This window comes from Exiguobacterium sp. s128, from assembly GCF_018618815.1.
Classification (GTDB): domain Bacteria; phylum Bacillota; class Bacilli; order Exiguobacteriales; family Exiguobacteriaceae; genus Exiguobacterium_A; species Exiguobacterium_A antarcticum.
Genome location: NZ_JACSMT010000004.1, coordinates 17,434 through 35,357, shown reverse-complemented (window position 1 = coordinate 35,357; position 17,924 = coordinate 17,434). Strand labels below are relative to the sequence as shown.

19 protein-coding genes are annotated in these 17,924 nt (G+C 48.2%); 7 read left to right on the top strand and 12 right to left on the bottom strand.

Translation table 11 applies throughout. The annotated features are described in order from the left end of the window. Positions 1-5: 5 nt before the first annotated feature. The 6 genes from KNQ13_RS02770 to KNQ13_RS02745 all read right to left on the bottom strand — a co-directional run bounded on the left by KNQ13_RS02770 (position 6) and on the right by KNQ13_RS02745 (position 5,311). A complete protein-coding gene (locus tag KNQ13_RS02770; protein ID WP_071499603.1) occupies positions 6-386 on the bottom strand; it encodes a hypothetical protein in 381 nt (126 codons plus the stop codon). Positions 387-428: 42 nt separating this feature from the next. After that, entirely contained in the window at positions 429-1,067 is a 639-nt protein-coding gene (locus KNQ13_RS02765) for a ComF family protein (protein WP_209547924.1), read from the bottom strand. Beyond that, a complete protein-coding gene (locus KNQ13_RS02760) occupies positions 1,064-2,278 on the bottom strand; it encodes a helicase-related protein (RefSeq protein WP_209547923.1) in 1,215 nt (404 codons plus the stop codon). The genes KNQ13_RS02765 and KNQ13_RS02760 overlap by 4 nt, the downstream gene beginning before the upstream one ends. A 187-nt stretch (positions 2,279-2,465) precedes the next feature. Continuing rightward, entirely contained in the window at positions 2,466-3,311 is an 846-nt protein-coding gene (locus tag KNQ13_RS02755) for a DegV family protein (RefSeq protein ID WP_209547922.1), read from the bottom strand. Positions 3,312-3,446: 135 nt separating this feature from the next. After that, positions 3,447-4,142 carry a response regulator gene (locus KNQ13_RS02750; protein WP_014971233.1) on the bottom strand — a complete coding sequence of 232 codons (696 nt, stop codon included), beginning with the start codon at positions 4,140-4,142 and terminating at the stop codon, positions 3,447-3,449. Then, positions 4,139-5,311: a sensor histidine kinase gene (locus tag KNQ13_RS02745; RefSeq protein WP_071499599.1), complete on the bottom strand. Its 1,173-nt coding sequence runs from the start codon at positions 5,309-5,311 to the stop codon at positions 4,139-4,141. Before KNQ13_RS02745 ends, KNQ13_RS02750 begins: the two co-directional genes overlap by 4 nt. A 98-nt stretch (positions 5,312-5,409) precedes the next feature. On the opposite strand from KNQ13_RS02745, the gene KNQ13_RS02740 reads away from it, so the two are divergent. From KNQ13_RS02740 to KNQ13_RS02730, 3 genes are all read left to right on the top strand, one after another. Further along, positions 5,410-6,051: a YigZ family protein gene (locus tag KNQ13_RS02740; protein ID WP_209547976.1), complete on the top strand. Its 642-nt coding sequence runs from the start codon at positions 5,410-5,412 to the stop codon at positions 6,049-6,051. Between the two features lie 68 nt (positions 6,052-6,119). Continuing rightward, entirely contained in the window at positions 6,120-7,151 is a 1,032-nt protein-coding gene (locus KNQ13_RS02735) for an LCP family protein (RefSeq protein ID WP_209547921.1), read from the top strand. Further along, positions 7,126-7,542 carry a GNAT family N-acetyltransferase gene (locus KNQ13_RS02730; RefSeq protein ID WP_071499596.1) on the top strand — a complete coding sequence of 139 codons (417 nt, stop codon included), beginning with the start codon at positions 7,126-7,128 and terminating at the stop codon, positions 7,540-7,542. The genes KNQ13_RS02735 and KNQ13_RS02730 overlap by 26 nt, the downstream gene beginning before the upstream one ends. Positions 7,543-7,643: 101 nt before the next feature. Here KNQ13_RS02730 and chrA read toward each other — a convergent pair whose 3' ends face one another. The 4 genes from chrA to KNQ13_RS02710 form a co-directional block, all read right to left on the bottom strand. After that, a complete protein-coding gene (gene chrA / locus KNQ13_RS02725; protein WP_209547920.1) occupies positions 7,644-8,801 on the bottom strand; it encodes a chromate efflux transporter in 1,158 nt (385 codons plus the stop codon). 72 nt (positions 8,802-8,873) lie between these two features. Continuing rightward, positions 8,874-9,995: a DUF418 domain-containing protein gene (locus tag KNQ13_RS02720; protein WP_209547919.1), complete on the bottom strand. Its 1,122-nt coding sequence runs from the start codon at positions 9,993-9,995 to the stop codon at positions 8,874-8,876. Positions 9,996-10,049: 54 nt separating this feature from the next. After that, the gene (locus tag KNQ13_RS02715; RefSeq protein ID WP_209547918.1) at positions 10,050-11,093 is read right to left on the bottom strand and encodes a glycosyltransferase family 4 protein; all 1,044 of its coding nucleotides are present in this window, start codon (positions 11,091-11,093) and stop codon (positions 10,050-10,052) included. Between the two features lie 57 nt (positions 11,094-11,150). Then, positions 11,151-11,552, bottom strand: a complete 402-nt coding sequence (locus tag KNQ13_RS02710) for a Rok-like winged helix domain-containing protein (RefSeq protein ID WP_014971241.1) — start codon at positions 11,550-11,552, stop codon at positions 11,151-11,153. Between the two features lie 292 nt (positions 11,553-11,844). Here KNQ13_RS02710 and KNQ13_RS15925 point away from each other — a divergent pair, with 292 nt between their 5' ends. Further along, a complete protein-coding gene (locus tag KNQ13_RS15925; protein ID WP_251027302.1) occupies positions 11,845-12,180 on the top strand; it encodes an SH3 domain-containing protein in 336 nt (111 codons plus the stop codon). Between the two features lie 49 nt (positions 12,181-12,229). Further along, positions 12,230-13,330 carry an N-acetylmuramoyl-L-alanine amidase gene (locus KNQ13_RS02705; protein WP_251027301.1) on the top strand — a complete coding sequence of 367 codons (1,101 nt, stop codon included), beginning with the start codon at positions 12,230-12,232 and terminating at the stop codon, positions 13,328-13,330. Positions 13,331-13,486: 156 nt separating this feature from the next. On the opposite strand, the gene pgmB is transcribed toward KNQ13_RS02705, so the two are convergent. After that, on the bottom strand, positions 13,487-14,149 hold the full coding sequence (gene pgmB / locus KNQ13_RS02700; RefSeq protein WP_071499592.1) for a beta-phosphoglucomutase: 663 nt from the start codon (positions 14,147-14,149) through the stop codon (positions 13,487-13,489). 276 nt (positions 14,150-14,425) lie between these two features. Here pgmB and secA point away from each other — a divergent pair, with 276 nt between their 5' ends. Then, a complete protein-coding gene (secA, locus tag KNQ13_RS02695) occupies positions 14,426-16,786 on the top strand; it encodes a preprotein translocase subunit SecA (protein ID WP_209547917.1) in 2,361 nt (786 codons plus the stop codon). Then, positions 16,770-17,528, top strand: a complete 759-nt coding sequence (locus KNQ13_RS02690; RefSeq protein ID WP_209547916.1) for an SLAP domain-containing protein — start codon at positions 16,770-16,772, stop codon at positions 17,526-17,528. Before secA ends, KNQ13_RS02690 begins: the two co-directional genes overlap by 17 nt. A gap of 53 nt (positions 17,529-17,581) precedes the next feature. Here KNQ13_RS02690 and KNQ13_RS02685 read toward each other — a convergent pair whose 3' ends face one another. Then, the gene (locus tag KNQ13_RS02685; RefSeq protein ID WP_236624326.1) at positions 17,582-17,914 is read right to left on the bottom strand and encodes an Asp23/Gls24 family envelope stress response protein; all 333 of its coding nucleotides are present in this window, start codon (positions 17,912-17,914) and stop codon (positions 17,582-17,584) included. Positions 17,915-17,924: the final 10 nt, after the last annotated feature.

Below are 17,924 nucleotides of genomic sequence, written 5' to 3'. Positions count from 1 at the left end.
TTAATTCAAGTTCGATACGTTCTCGGTTTCGAAGGGGCAGAAGAATCCAGCATCGCTTGGGCGAGGTCACGTCGCAGCTTTTCACGACATTCGGCACAAATCGTGCCATCACGGGAGGGCTTCCCGCAACTCTCACACATGATCTCCATCTGAGAAATCTCAGAAATCAACAATCGCCCTTCTTTAATGTATCGGTATACATTTTCTTTTTTCACACCGATAGTCATCTCAACATCGACAGGTGAGGTTCGGACTTTTCGCCGTTCTCGCAGGAACTCACGCACCTTCTCAAAATCAGTATGATCTTTTCTGATACAATCCACACAGAGATCAGAAGATTGACGAACAAATAACTTCCCACAAGTTTTGCAGTTTAATACATCCATTTCCTTCACCTCATATTGAATATCGGCAGGAAGGAGACTTTTTTAAACACTTCGAAATAAAGTTACGGCAGAAATTTCGTTCGCTCCGGCTTCACGCAGTCGAGAAGCCGCTTGGCGTAAGGTGATTCCTGTCGTGTACACATCATCCACAAGCAGAATGTTTTTTCCACCAACCGGTTGAATGACGTGAAACGGGTTCGTCCGCTCGTGCCGTTGTCGTCTCGATAAGTGGCTGAGCGCAACACCATCCGTTCGCTCCAATGCCAGATGGACACGCCCCCGCAACATCCGGGCAATCCATTCGGCTTGATTAAAACGACGTTCTGCCAACCGTTCCGGGCTTAACGGAATCGGAACAATCCAGTCCTGTTTAACTTTTACCTTCTTCAGCTCTGTTTTAAACACTTCGAGCAAAGCGGTATCTCCGAGAAACTTATACTGTTTCATAAATGCCTTGGCCTGCGGATGATAAAGAAACAAGGGATGTGTGACCAGTGCTTGTCCCTGCGTTCGCCACTGCTGGCAGTCCGCACAGAGCGCTTGTCCCGGTTTTCCGCAGTCTGCGCATTCCCCTTTTTTCACAAATTCTATTTTACAGGTTGGACATAGAGTTTGCCTAGTCCAGACGTTCGACAACGACCAACTTGGTAAAAATGCCTGTCCGCAAAGTCCGCAGTTCATCGAAATCCCTCCCGGTTCGCTTGTTTGATCTGATGAATCGCCTGATACATCGCATCGGAGCGGTCGTTCGCAAAAAATACAACCTCGCCTTCCGGAAAATCCGCACTCCGTCCGACACGACCGCTGATTTGAATCAACGCCGCGACACTAAACGCTTGATCGGCACCCAGCACGGCGACTTGAACATCAACGAGCGTCACGCCCCGTTCTAAAATCGTCGTCGTCAGCAAAATTCCGGTCGTCTGACGAAACTGTCCGACCTTCGTAATCCGGTCCGGATCGGCAGCATGGACGGTTTCGCTTTTCAGTTGGTGTTGACGGAATACTTCTTGCCATACCTTCAGGTCGTCGACTTTCGGGACGAATACGAGTCGGGGTTTCGTCGAATGGGTGGCGAGCCAGTCCAAGACATCCGTCTCGGTATACGGAATCTGTAGACGGGGGACAGGTAACGGAAATCCGTGATAGCGGCGCATCAGCCGGACGGTCGGAAGGAATTTGTTGCGTAACGACGGAGTCGCACTCAGTAAAATCAGCGAGGCCCCTGACCGCATCGCTTGGTGGACGTAGCGGTGTAACGTTCGGTCGGCATGATAAGGGAAGGCATCGACTTCATCGATGAAGACGACGTCAAAACAACTACGGTAATGAATCAATTGATGGGTCGTACTAATCGTGATATCGCCAAGTTGAAGGCGATCTGCGGATCCACCAAACAACGAAACGATTGTGGTCTGCCGGAATGCCCGCTTCACATGCACCGTCAATTCCCGCACGACATCCGCTCGTGGTGTCGTGATCAAGACACGTTTCTGTGTACAAAGTGCCCGTTCAATGCCCGGAAACAGCATCGGTGTCTTACCGGCTCCACAGACGGCGTGGACGAGCAATCGCTTCTTTTGATCAATCGTCTCGACGATTGCGCTCGCGATCCGTTGCTGGTCGACAGTCAAGTTTAGTTCGGCATGGTGGTCGGCTTGAACCGGTTCTAACGGGCGTGGGTCCGTTACCAGGTAGTCACATGTCCGCAACTTGCCAAAAACCAGGCAATGACGGCAGTAATAACACCGTTTCCCACACGTACACGGACCACGCGTCGGTAACTGACCACACCGTTGACAACGCCATGTCACGGCCGGCAAGCGTTTGATTGGATAGTCGACCGGTGCGTCTAGCTGATATGAAGGAATCACGCGTCCTCTCAGATCCATCTGTCACGTCCTTTCTACGACCGGCCTTCACGCCAGCGTAGACATGTTTTTCGTCAACGTCCTCGTATTTCCTGCTCATCCAAATCGTGTCACGCCATCACAAAATGCAAACAACTCCACAAAAAAGACGCATCTACTTAAGTAGACACGCCGAAAGTTTCAACTATCCGTTTCGCTTGTTCTAGAGTTAAGCTTCTTGATACCACGTGATCCCGATCGCTCCCGGTCCAAGATGCGTTCCGATGACCGGACCAAACAGACTCATCTCGATCCGGGCTTCCGGGAATCGTTCCTGCAAGACCGCAATCTCGGCTTCTGCTTTAGACGAATCTTCTGCGTGGATCACACCGATGACGTAACCGGCTCCGGTTCCATGAATCGTATCTTCCATCATCTCTTCGATTCGTTTGACTGCCCGTTTAAACGTCCGGATTTTTTCGAACGGCACGATCTTCCCTTCGACAAAGTGAAGGACCGGTTTGATCTTCAAAAACGAACCGACGACAGCTTGCGTCATGCTGAGGCGTCCGCCACGCTGCAGATGCTCTAAGTCATCGACGACGAAGTAGGCGCGGATCAGTCCTTTTAAGTCTTCAAGGCGCGTGACGATTTCAGCTGCCGTCGCACCTGCATCACGCATCCGGACCGCTTCCTTCACTAAAAAGGCTTGCGGCATACAGGAAATCCGGGAATCGATTGGATGGACCTGGACGTGCTCGACCATCAGATTGATCGTATGTAGTGCCTGATACGTGCCACTGATTCCGCTCGATAACGTGATGCCGATGATATCCGTCCCTTGTGGAAGACGTTCAAACGCATCGACGAGATCGCCGATGTTCGGTTGCGAAGTCGTTGGGAGACTTCCTGTCTGAATCCGTTGATAAAAGTCAGGTACGGAAATATCAATGCCTTCCCGGTACGCTTCTCCATCAAAAATGACACTAAGCGGTGCGACATGGACGTTGTTTTCTTCACAATAGGTAGTTGGCAGATAGGCTGTACTATCCGTTAAAATCACAATCTGGCTCATTCGTGAATTTCCTCGCTTTTAAGAGTTCCGTCGTGACATAAAGTATTCTGACAGGTCACAATCGCTTTTTCATCATATCATATGTAAGGAGGTAAAAAAAAGAAAGACGGAGCCGAATCGGCTTCCGTCCTGAAATCAAACGACGACGACCCAGCCCCGTCGAATGGCTTCGACGACGGCACCAGTTCGGTCAGGAACATTCATCTTACGTAAAATCGATGACACATGGTTTTTGACAGTCTTTTCACTGATGAACAATGTATCGCTGATTGCCCGGTTCGAGAAACCGTCCGCGAGCAGCTGCAGGACTTCGCATTCCCGACGTGTCAATACGTGTAACGGTGCTTCGGCAACACGTTTTTCAATGGGTTGAGAAGACATCGTCTGTTTCATCTTCATCAAACGACGGTATTCTTGCAGTAAGTTCGGCGTGACTTTCGGATGGACATAACCACCTTCCCGGTAAACGGAACGAATCGCATTCACGAGCTCATCCGTCGCCATCTCTTTTAAGAGATATCCTACTGCCCCTGCCCCTAACGCATGCATGACATAAGTTTCATCGTCATGGATCGACAGAATGATGACACGAACTTCCGGATGAACTTCCATCAGACGTTTCGTTGCTTCGACACCATTGACTTTCGGCATATTTATATCCATTAAGACGATATCAGGTTGATGGGCTTCGACAAGCGGAATGACATCCGCTCCGCTTTCCCCTTCCGCGACGACGATGAACTCTTGTTCGAAATCAAGAATTCGTTTGACGCCTTCACGGAAAAGCTGATGATCATCGATGATGACTACTTTTACTTGCTCGTTATTCACAGTGTTTCCCCTCTCACTCCGGATTCCTCAACTGGAATCCTTACCTTGATGACTGTCCCTTTTCCGGGTTGCGTCTCGATCTCAAACTCACCATCAATCAATTCAATCCGTTCACGCATTCCGATCAATCCAAACGATTCATCACACGATTCGACGATCGAATCAAAATCAAATCCGATTCCATTATCTTTGACATGAATCCGAACGGAATGTTGGTACTGTTCTATGATAATACGAATGTCCCCTGCTTTGGAATGCTTAACTGCATTTTGGACGGCTTCTTGAACAATTCGGAAGACGGCGACTTCATATGTCGACTCAATCCGCTCCCCTCCCCCGAGATAGTTGAAGTGGATCGGAATGTTGGAAATTTCCTGCATATGTCGTAAGTAACGTTCGAGTGTCGGGACAAATCCGAGATCATCGAGCGTCATCGGACGTAAATCATAAATGATGCGCCGGATGTCGGCTAACCCGTCACGAATCAACGTTCGCAGACGATGAATCTCTTCAAAAGCGGCTTCCGCCCCGTTATGTTGATGGATTTTTTCAATCAAGTCGGCCCGGATCAAGACATGGGCCAGCGTCTGTGCCGGACCATCATGCATATCACGCGAGAGCCGACGCCGTTCATTCTCAGCCGATTGAAAGACTTTTAATCCCATTTCTTGTTTCTGCATCGCTTTTTCGTACTTTTCATTCATGACCTGCATATCGTCTGTCAAAAAATTCAGGACAACCGAGACACGGCTGATCAGCATGTCGGCTCGTTCAATCGTCTCATCGAGTTGAATCAAACGTCGTTCGAGTTCATCCCGCCGCTTGCGGCAATTCATCTCATCCCGTTGGTTGATGAATGATTCGAGTTGAAGCGAGTTTGCCGTCTCATACGCGGACCGGATATCTTGTTCCGAGTAGTTGTCGAAGTTCTTGCTCACGATGACGAGTCGCGCTTTCGAGTCCTTAATGTGTCGTTCCAGCCGTTCGGCTTCTTTAATATAGTCGTGAACACGTGTCTTCAGTTCCCGCAACTCTTGCTGGATCTCAGCATACTGTTCACGTGAACTTTCTGTGATGCGAACGATTTCTTCCCGACTTTCTTCTACGACACCAATGATGTTCTGTACGATATCATTCAAGGACAGTCGCTCCCCCATCTCATTCGTCATACTACTCCCTCCGTTCCTTGCCAGTCCCCACGGTTGTCTCTCTCTCTAATCGTCGTTATGCTAGAAAGAACTAGTTCACGAGGAGGACATTTTTGATTATGACATTATTTAATTATTATACAGTAAAAGAAAACGGTTTCCATGAAATCATTATCCAAAAGTCACGATTTATTACATATTTAGCGCGTGCCACCTCAGAAAAAGAGGCACAGGGCTTCATTGCGGACCTCAAAAAAAAACATCACGATGCGAATCATAATTGTTCCGCTTATGTCATCGGTGAACGAAATGAGATCCAAAAAGCCAATGATGACGGTGAACCAAGTGGGACAGCCGGCGTCCCGATGCTCGAAGTCTTAAAAAAACGGAATCTCCGAAATACCGTCGTCGTCGTCACCCGTTATTTCGGGGGCATTAAACTCGGTGGCGGCGGATTGATCCGTGCTTATGGCACCAGTGTCTCGGAAGCCTTAAACGCAGTCGGGATCATTGAACGGGTTCCTCACGATCTCGTTGAAATCACAGTCGACTATACGTGGTTAGGGAAGCTCGAGAATGAGTTGCGAGCAACACCACACATCATCGAGCAGATTCATTATCTCGATCACGTCAAGATTGATGTCTGGGTGGAAGAAAAAGATGTCCCTCCTTTCATCGATTGGATGACGAACCTGACAAATGGACAAGCGGTTCTCGAGAAAACCGTTTCCCACTACATCGAACGTGACATTCAACCTTGACCTGCTATACTGATTGTAAAGAATTTAAAAGTTTTCTAATAATTCAGTAAAGTAAGGAGTAATGAACTGTGGATGACTCGAAACGATCCCGTTCTGCAAAACAAAAACCGAAACGGTCTTGGTTTAAATTGTTCGTCACCGTATTCCTAGTTGTTTTCATCACAGGAGGTGCCGCATTTGCCTATGTCGCGAATAAAACATTCCAGACAGCGAAACAATCAGAAGTCAAACTGTCGCGTGGTGATAAATCAGACAAACGGGCTGCCGCCGTCGATTTGACGAAAGACCATTTTTCCGTCCTGCTTGTCGGAACGGACGAACGGCCCGGTGACACATCTTCACGAGCCGATACGATGATTGTCGCAACTTTCAATAAAACCGATAAAAAAGTCAACCTGCTCAGCATTCCACGTGATTCCCTCGTCATGATTCCGTCTGTCGGTTACGAAGATAAGATCAACCATTCCTATGCCTTTGGCGGAATTGATTCGACGATCGAAACCGTCGAGACGCTGCTTGACATCCCGATCGATTATTATGGCTCGATCAACTTCAATGGTGTCGTCGCAATCGTCGATGCCGTTGGCGGGATCGACGTCGACGTCAAATTACCAATCGATACGTTGAACTCATCAGACCAAAAAAATGGTGTCAAACTCGAACCGGGTCTTCAACGCTTAAATGGAGAAGAAGCGCTTGCTTATGCCCGGATGCGTTATCAGGATCCTGAAGGTGACATCGGACGGACAAAACGGCAGCAACAGGTCGTCCAAGCAATCATCGATCAGTCGACATCTTTTGGATCCATCACGAAGCTAAATAAATTGATGGATGCGACTGGTGATAACTTCACGACGAACATGTCACTGACAGAAGCGTTCCAGCTCCAACCGTTCGCGAAGTCCCTGAATGCGGTCAATCGGATTGATTTGAAAGGAACCGACACGAAAATCAATGGTGCCTACTATTATCAGCTTGATCCAACATCACTGACAGAAGCAAAAGCCGCCTTAAAAGAACAGCTTAACCTGCCAACTACAGCTGACGATCCAACGCTTACGCCGGAGGTCACGGATGATTCGACAACTGGAATCAACTGATTATCCAGCTCTCTACCACCTTCAACAACAAGCTTATCAAGTCGAGGCGGATTTGATTGGCGCCTCTCACTTCCCACCACTCCAGCAAACGGAAGCCCAACTGAGGCAGGAGCAGCCCAGCGGTTATGTTTGTGTGTGCGAGGGATCACTTGTCGGGATCCTGACCCTTGAACAGGAAACGATCACACGGCTGATCGTCTCCCCGGATCATTTTCGTCAGGGGATCGCGAAACAGCTCGTGCAACATGTTTTGACGAGACAAACCGTTCGTTTCGTCTCGACGGCTGCTGCAAATCATCCAGCGATTGCCTTATATCAACAGTTTGGATTTCGCCAAACCAACCAACAGACACGTGATGCGATTGTCCTCGTGACACTCGAACGGTCATGAAAAATGAGCTGGCGATGTACTTGCTCCCATCGAAAAACGAACGACTCCCTGTTACAAAACAGAGGAATCGTTCGTTTTTTTGTCTTGAGCCCGATTTTGACTCAGACCGAGTTCATGATCGTACCGACCAAAGCACCGATTATCACGATGCGAAGCGGCGACTGTTTATAGAACCGAAGCAGACAGAACAAACCAAATGCGACGAAAAAGTCGGCACCTGTCTTGACGCTTGATGTAAAGATCGGGTCATACAAAGCTGCCAGTAAAATACCGACAACTGCCGCGTTCACCCCGATCAACATCCGACCGACCTGTTTGTTCGAACGGACGCGGTCCCAAAACGGGAGCACACCGATGACAAGTAAAAAGCCGGGCAAGAAAATAGCGAGTGTCGCAAGGATCCCGCCCGTCAGACCGTTTACGACTGTTCCCAGGTACGTCGCAAATGTAAAGAGGGGTCCCGGTACGGCCTGAGCTGCCGCGTAACCTGCAAGAAAACTATCACCGGTCAAAAAATCCGGAACAAGTGACTGCTGTAAGAACGGTAAGACGACGTGCCCGCCACCAAAAACGAGCGCTCCTGCGCTGTACATGATGCTTGTGAGTTGGACATTCCCTGTCGCGACATTCGCTAAAATCGGTGTCGCAACGAGCAAGACCACGAACAAGACCAAAGCAGTGATGCTGAGAAGGCGTGGAACACGAATATCTAACTTTCCGCCACTTGCTGGTTCATCCTCGAACCAAAATAGGCCGATCAGCGCTGCAAGAACCAAGACGCCGACTTGTGCGAGCGGGTGTGCGAGGAGCAAGACTCCTGCAAGGGCAAGCAACATCAAAAACAACCGTTTCGGACCGACGGCAAGTTTGGTGCCCATACCAAGCACGGCATCGGCGACGATTGCGACGGCGACGAGCTTTAACCCATGAATGAAGCCGGCTTCTGCCAAATTGAACTCCGTCGCAAGCAACGCAAAGATGACCAAAAGAATACTCGACGGTAACGTAAAACCGATGAATGAGATGACGGCGCCGATGACGCCTCCCCGGACAAGCCCAATCCCCATTCCGACCTGACTCGAAGCCGGACCGGGCAAGAATTGACAGAGAGCGACCAAATCGGCATACGCCTTCTCATCCACCCATTTCCTTCGTTTGACATATTCCTCGTAAAAGTACCCTAAATGGGCGACGGGTCCGCCAAATGATGTTAATCCGAGCTTCAAGGACACGATAAAAATTTCGATCCATCTGTTCATATAACCACCTCCACCACTGATCATACGAAAAGTTTGTAAATTTTTTGTGACAACCTGCATCTTCTGATTGGATTATTTAGTACGACCATTAGTACGACCATAGGTTCCCGCGCGCCAGACCGCTTCGATCGGACCTTGACGGTGGCGGTTTAAGTACCAGTTCGAGAACACGACTTGTACTGCCAACAACACGATGACAGACAACGTCCCTTGCCATAACGGAATCGTTCCGTACATCCCCGTCAAGAAAATCAGTGCCGTAAAGACCATCGTCTGCATCAAATAGTTCGTCAACGCCATCCGCCCAAGCACTTGAAAACCAGACAGCGAACGACCGGACCGAAGGAGCAAGGCCACCCCCGCTGCATAAGTCACAGCAAGCGTCCGTCCGGACAACCAAACAAAAAAGTAGTTGGCCAATCCGTCCGGCACCGGTCCTTGATGAATACGAATGATTTGATACAAAGCGGGGAACGAAACGACGAGACTGATGCCAAATATCAGCGCAAGTGTCCGTGTCGCTGGCGGTCGGATTGTAAAACGCTCCATCAAATAGGCACCGATCAAGAACAGTGATAGGATTTCCGGAAAAATCGTCAGTGTGTTACTTAACGCCTGTGGCAGCTGAACCGTTGCGTGATAGGATATGTAGTCAATAAACTGCCGCGACGCTACCAGTTCCTGAATCGTACCATCCGGCTCTACGATTGATTGGTCCCCCTCCGAACGGGCATACATATAAATCGATACGTATAGGAAAAACGTATAGAGTTGTAAGGCGATCCCCACAAATAACTTCGCCGTCGGACGGGTCTTGACGAATAAGAGTAAAAAGAAGCCGCTCAACGCGTACGTCTGAAGAATATCTCCTTTCCAAAACAAGAGATGAATCAGTCCGAACACAAACAAAATAGTCAGCCTGCGAACGAATATCCATAATGATTTCCCTTTGACACGGAGACGATCGATAAACAAAATAAAGCCTGCTCCAAACAACACACTGAACAACGTGTAGAATTTCGTTTGAATAAAGAGGTCAAACAATAACCGAAGCACTTGGTCTGCTTGTCCCATCTCACTCGTCAAACGCTCTCCGAGAAAACTCGGCATGTTGACGAACAGAATCCCGCACAAGGCAAATCCCCGTAAGACATCCAGATAGACAATTCGATCTGTACGTTCCATCAGATTCATTTTAGACACCCCCAGCGTCAATCAGCCGCTCAAATCATTTGAGCGGCTGATTGGTTATTTTGATGTAATTCGTTCTAACAGATTGAGTAAGGGACGATACCGTTCACCGAGCAACCCAAGTGACTCGACTAAGATATCGAGGACGAGTAACAACATGAGTAACGAGACGAGTGCTCCGAGCGAAGTCGTCTGGGAAAACAGAATTGCTGTCATGCCGAATACGGCACACAGTCCATAGATGACGAGCACGGCTTGCCGCATCGTAAATCCAAGATCAAGCAATCGGTGGTGCAAATGGGCTTTATCTGGCGCAAACGGTGGTTTCCCTTGCAGGACCCGACGCACGATCGCAAACAACGTATCGGAAATCGGAATTCCAAGCAAAATAACCGGAACGGCCAGTGAAAACAAGGTGACATTCTTGAAACCAAGCAATGACAAGACCCCTAGCATGTAGCCGAGGAACAATGCTCCCGTATCGCCCATGAAGATTTTGGCCGGATAAAAGTTGTGGAACAGAAAACCAAGCGTACTCATCAACAACAGAATCGCGACGATCGTCACGTAGACGTTGCCTTGAATGACGGCCAAGCTGATCAGTGTCAACAGGACAATGCTCGAGACACCTGCTGCGAGTCCATCTAACCCATCAATCAAGTTGACGGCATTCGTGATTCCGATGACCCACAAGAACGTCAACGGCACACTCCACCAACCGAGAAACAGTTGTTGATCAAAGGGGAGATTGATGAATTCGATCCGAATTCCGCCATTTAAGACGACGACGGCGGCAATGATCTGCCCCATCAACTTCAGCCGGGCATTCAATTGAAAACGGTCGTCGAGTGCTCCTGTCAAAATGACGACAAAACCACCGACTAAAATATGCGTCGCATACGGACTTGAAGGTTGCAATATAAAGTAGCCGATCATGAAGGCGATATAAATCGCGAGTCCGCCTAAACGCGGCATGATCCGCACGTGTACTTTTCGCGCGTCCGGACTGTCAACGGCACCGACTGCAATCGCAAAGCGTTTCACGACGGGTGTGATCAGTAAGGCCGCGATAAAACAGACAATGGACGCCGTCCATAACATAATAACATCACGCTCCTGCGCGAATTATATCATAAAAAAAAAGAGCCGACGAGCGGCTCACATAAAGATTGGAACTTCTGCAGACGGATCATATGTATAGATACCACGGCCTACTTTTTTAATCGCAGGGTTGGCTTGTTCGACCTTCGCCATCAACTGATAGATGTTGCTGATCTGGTGACGGTAACGTAATTCGAGTTCCATCTGAATGTCACGTGCTGACATCGACTCGCGTTCGCGCATCAAGTCACTGATCTGGTGGACATACACTTCCAGCGGGTAACGTTGATTGACACGACGTTGTTTTAATGGACGTTCTTGTGTCACAGCGATTTCTTTTGCTGAGTCGCCGGTTCCGCGGCTCAGTTCCGCGATTAAGTATTCTGCGCGTCGTTGCAAACGACGATATTCCTCTTCGATTTCCATCAGCTCTCGGTAGATGTGTTCACTCGTTCCCATTTGTTGACCTACTTTCCTAAATTAAACATAAATATTTCAATTATGTTTCAATTGTATGTTTTTTGAAATATAGTTCACTACATTTTGCCTCTTTAATATATAATTTTATTATATATTTAATTATTCTGTAATATTTTTATCTCATTGGGTAGCAGTTAACTACACTTCATATTAACAGAAAGGAGCTAGAACGGAACATATAAATTATAAATTAAACTATTTCAAAAGCACTTAATTGACTATATAAGGTTTTATACGTATTCATTTTACTTAAAAGGAGACTGGAAATTTAATGGACAAAATAACTAAAATCTTAACCTCAGCGTTAGTACTTTTGCTTCTGATCACCATCGTGTTTCCGTCCTCATTAGTATCGGCTGCAACTGGAGTAACGTTTACGAAAACGACGTATAAAACAACCGATTTGTTAAATCTACGTTCAGCAGACTCCGTTTCCTCAAAAAAATTGACATCGATTCCGAAAAACACAGCCATCACGTCCAACTACCGTGCTGGTGATTGGTATCGCGTCACGTACAGTGGAAAGACGGGTTATGTTCTCGGTCAATACTTAACTAATAGTCGCTTCGGGCACGACATTCACGAAAACGACATATCAGACGACTGATGCGTTATCGTTACGTCAAGCTGCCTCGACGACATCAACACGGCTGTTGATGATTCCGGTTAAGACGTCGATCGATTCTAGTTTCCGTGATGGCAACTGGTATCGCGTCACGTATAAAAACAAAACAGGTTTCGTCTCTGGCTCCTACTTAAAAAAAGTGACCGCTGCTCCTACCACTGCTTATACGACGACGGAACGGCTGAACTTACGTAGTGCGCCGACGACTTCCGGCACGTTACTGATGACGATCCCAAGCAATCAGGTCGTCCAATCGTTGTCCATTAGCTCAAACTGGCATAAAGTCACGTATGGCGGGAAAACAGGTTATGTCATGGGAACCTATTTGAAAAAAGGAACGGCTTCGCCGGCTGCGACACCTGTCGGCAAAGCCGACTACACTGGTGCGAAGATGTATGTCCTGATTGATTCCGGAAGCACAGTCGCCCTGCGTTCTGCCGCTTCCGTCTTGAGTGGACAAACTGCCCGACTCGGACGGGGAACACCGCTCGTCGTGACGAATAGTCTCCATAAAACGCGTGGTTTCGTCGCCGTCCAAACGGCAGATGGTCGTCGTGGTTATGTAGAAGCGACGTATTTGACCCTCTTCCAACCAAACACCTCCAACCGTCCGCTGATCGTCCTCGATCCGGGTCACGGCGGGTATGATCCTGGTGCCGTCCGATCCGGACTAGCAGAACGTGACATCGTCTTAGCCGTTGCGCGCCAAGTCGCAGGTCTCCTTGAAGGAAAAGTCGATTTGACGTTAACACGGTATACGAATGATTATTATCCTACATTAGGAGACCGGAGTGCGATGTCAAATGCACTTTCGACATCCCGTTTCGTCAGTATCCATATCAATGCTTCTTCTGCAGTAAGTGCGTCAGGTGCGGAAAGCTTTTATTACAAAGGATCGACTTCGATTCAACTCGCACAAGCCATACAGCAACGACTGACGAGTTATGCCGGCATGAAGAACCGGAATGTACACTTCGCCAATTATGCCGTCATTCGCGGCACTCAAGCCCCGGCAGTCTTAGCAGAACTTGGATTCTTGTCAAACAGTGCAGATCGTGCGAAACTCGCAAGTCCGGCTTATCAAACACGTTATGCCCAAGCGATTGCAGATGGGATTCTCGCTACGCTTTGATCAAATGAAGTAAGTCAAAAAGCCCTGATTCCTCGCCCGGAATCAGGGCTTTTTGGCATGACAAAAGGACCGCTCAGGGAAGCGGTCCTTTTGTACTCACATGAAAAGAGATCAATCAGATAAAACAATCCACCATCAGGGAATGGTTGATTTTCATTAGCGACTAGCTAGAATTTGCTCAAGGGAAAGCAAATCCGTCGAATCGACACGATAGTCTGCCTCATGTAACGTCGTTTCCGGTCCGACTCCAACAGCATACATACCTGCTGCTTGAATCGCCGTAATACCTGCGGCTGCATCTTCTACACCGATACAACGTTCAGGTGCGACGTCAAGCGCTTCAGCTGCCCGTAAAAACACTTCAGGGTGTGGTTTTGACTGGGCAACGGTCGCTGCATCGACGATATCATCAAAATAGTGTCGGACTCCAAGTGCCTCAACGACGGTCAACGCATTTTTAGAAGCCGACGCCATTCCGATCTTCAAGCCAGCAGCACGGATTTCATCAAGGAACGCAATGATTCCCGGTAAGAGATCCTGTTCTGAGATATGTTGGATCAACGTGACGTAATGATCATTCTTTTTCGTTGCGAGCGTTATCTTCTCTTGCTCCGTGAAAGCATCCTGCTTTCCGCCAAGTGTTAAAATCCGCTCGAGCGAATCAGTTCGACTGACGCCTTTTAGTGTTTCATTGAAATCCCGGTCGAACGGAATGTCCAGTTCCTCACCCAGTTGTTTCCAAGCCAGATAATGATACTCGGCTGTATCGGTAATTACGCCGTCTAAGTCAAAAATGACCGCTTCAATCGTTGGTGCCATCCGACATCCATCCTTTCATCCATCGTACATGAAAGACAAGAAATCGAATGATTTGCGCAAACGATTGCACTTGCCTCAAGAATTATTTTACCTGTTCCCTCACTTCTTTGCAAGCGTTATCAAAAAAACAACTTAAAAAGCAGACTCCTTTCAATAGAAAACGTTTTCATATTCAAGGGAATGTTTTACTTTTTTCGTTCTTTACTATTCGTTTTACAATTTTTAACTGTTATAATAAAAACGAGTCTGATAGTCGAACTGAAGGAGTGACCAACTATGTTTCAGCGTGTTAAACAATTAATAGATGAACAGAGTCGTAGAATGCGGCGTTACGAAAAAACCGTTTTATTAATTAACAGCTTAGAAGCAGAAATGGAACAAAAAACGGATGAAGAATTACGACGTTTGACACAGTCCTTAAAAGACCGTCTTCAAGCCGGTGAAAAAATCGAAACCATCACGGTGACTGCCTTCGCGCTTGTCCGGGAAGCGAGTAAACGGACGCTCGGATTACGTCATTATGATGTCCAGTTAATCGGTGGGCTGTCGCTTCTTTCAGGACATATCGCGGAAATGGCGACGGGTGAAGGAAAAACGTTAGTCGCTTCGCTCGCAAGCTTCACACAGGCCTTACATGGACAAGGTGTCCACGTCATCACAGTCAATGAATACCTGGCCAGACGTGATGCCGAGCAAATCGGTCAGATTCACCGCTTTTTAGGTTTGACGGTCGGTATCAATTCTGCTGACTTATCTTTTGAAGAAAAACAACACGCGTATGCGTCTGACATTACATATGGTGTCGGGACAGAATTCGGATTCGATTATCTCCGTGATCATCTCATCATGCGGCCAGACGATCGCCTGCAACGTCCACTTCGCTTCGCCTTGATTGATGAAGTCGACAGCGTCTTAATTGACGAAGCGAAAACGCCCCTCATCATGGCAGAACGCGATACGGTTCATGAAGGGTTGCAACAGCTCGTCCGCCACGTCATCCAAGACTTTATCGAAGACGCAGATTATACGTTTGATGAAGAGGTCAAAGCGGTTGCCCTGACCGATCAAGGCATCGAAACGATTGAACAGGTTTTTGGTATCGATCAGCTGTTTGCCGCTGAACATGCTGTTTTGTTTCATTATGTCATCCAGGCACTCCGGGCTCATGTCGTCTTACAACGTGATGTCGATTATATCGTCAAGGATGATAAGATTGCCCTCGTCGATCTGTTCACCGGGCGTCTCATGGAAGGGCGCAGTTTGTCTGACGGTCTCCATCAGGCACTTGAGGCGAAGGAACAAGTCAGTGTGACGGAAGAAAATCGGACGACGGCCCAAATTACGATCCAGCACTATTTCCGCCTGTATCACCATGTCTCCGGTATGACAGGGACTGCTGCGACTTCGCGTGATGAATTTTTGAAGACCTACCGGATGGACGTCGTCTCGATTCCACCAAACCGTCCTAAAATCCGCGTCGACGAACCAGATGTCCTGTTCTTGACCAGTTCTGAAAAATATACGGCAATCGCCAGAGCGACAGAAACGGCACATGCGACCGGACAACCGGTCCTTATCGGAACGACATCGATCGAACAGTCTTTGAAGGTTGCGCATGTTCTCGACGAACGACAGATCCCTTACGAAATTTTGAACGCCAAAACGGTTGATCAAGAAATACGGATCATCGAATCCGCCGGACGACAGGGACGGGTGACGATCGCAACGAACATGGCCGGTCGTGGAACCGATATCCTGCTCGATGATACGGCAAAAGCAAAAGGCGGTCTGTTTGTGATCGGGACAGAGCGACATGAATCCGTCCGGATCGATAATCAGTTGCGTGGCCGGGCCGGGCGTCAAGGTGATCCCGGGCGGACCCGCTTCTATCTTTCGCTAGAAGATGATCTGCCCCGGCGTTTCGCACGCGATCGCCTGATTCGCGTAAAAAAGAAGCTTGGTTCAGTCACAGGACCCATCAGCGCGAAAGAAGCCCAACAATTGATGGCGTTTGCGCAAGAGACATGCGAATCCGTCAACCGGAGTGTCCGCGACGATCTTGTCCAACTCGAAGAAGTCATCAGCGAACAACGTCTTGCCATCTATCGCCTGCGTAATCAAATCGTTGACTCGACGACACTGGATCAGTTCGTCCGACCATTTGCGGCTCGGACGGTTCATTTGTACCTCGAACATCATTTGACAGACGAACTGGTCCCGGAAGAATGGCCGATTGATTTACTGAAAACGGAACTGGAACAACTCCTTCATCAACCGATCACACTCGTCTTAGCTGATACGATCGATGGCGTCAAACAACAACTCGAACCGTTGATCGACTTCGTCGAACAACAGATGACAGTCCACTTAGCCGAACAGGAAGAAGCGGCGCGACGTTTCATGTTGCTTGTACTGGATGAACAATGGACAAGCCATCTGACAGCGATGAACTCGTTGAAAGAAGGAATCCACCTACGTAGTTATGGGCAGGAACAACCCGTCCGGATCTTTGAACGAGAAGGCATGGATTATTTCCGGTATGCCATCTTAAGTTTTGAAAAACACGTCGTTTCTGGACTTTGCCGTTCGGAAGAGACGTCTACACCAGGAGGACTGATTCATGCAACCGTCGACTGATTCGTTATTGATTCAACCTGCTCTTTACTTCACCGAGGATATGCCGATCGTCAAGGAAGACGAATATGTCTTTCGTTATGCCTTGAATCAGTTACCGAAGCTTGGACCTGGTCAGCTCGCGATCCATTTGTTTCAAGTCTTACAGACGGAACCGTTACAGCTGATTGCTCTGTTCCAGAATACGCTCGAGCAACATTTCCAGCTCAATGACTTGGTTGTCCTTGTATTGTCGGGTGATCAGCTCGTCGCTCGGAAAACGTTCACGATTGAGGAAGTACCGGTACTTCTTCCGAAAGCGACATTACCGCTTTGGCTCGATTTTTCAGAGGAAGAGCAGTTCGTCGATTTGTCGACATTGGATGCTCCGCTCGAGCTCGTCTTCTCGAATGAGCAGTTAACTGATCTCGTGATTGATGATTCGTTCACCGCTCCGGAGCAGCGTTTGATTCGACAAATTGCTTTCTCTCATCCTGCGCCGCCGACAGATGGCTGGTCGCTGTTGCCGGTCTCACTCTTCAAACGTGAACAGACCGTCAATGCCATCGTCCTGGTCCGTAATCCAAGTGAACAGTCGATTGAGCTCGATCCACTCGACTTTGAATTAACCTGCGGCGATCAGACCGTTTCAACCACTCAGCATGAAGCCGTCACGGTCTCTGCCAAAAGCGAACGCGCCATCCGGTTCGTCTTTGACTACACGGCAAAAGTAACGGATTCACTCGCGTTACGTTATCTTCCTTAATCGTTTCTTCAAAAAAATGGACTTCTCGTCAGTGACGAAAAGTCCATTTTTGATTATCCTTTTAGTAAACCGATGACACGGACGTTGACTGCTTTTGGTTGGAACGCCAACATGTTTTCCATGTCTTGCGCAATCCGTTCCTGTACTTTACCGGCCGTTTTGATGATCGACATCCCGTATTTGATATGCACCGACAGACTGACTGTGATCGCGCCGTCGACATCTTCGACTTTCACGAGTTTGACCATCTGTTTTTCCTGTAATTTTGAATCGTCCTGTGTAAAGGCAATCCCTTCTGTTTCCTGAACTGCTACTCCAGCAATGACTTCAATGACTTGCTGAGACACGTTTACGACACCATCCGCGTTATTTAAGTTATATGACATACTATCCACG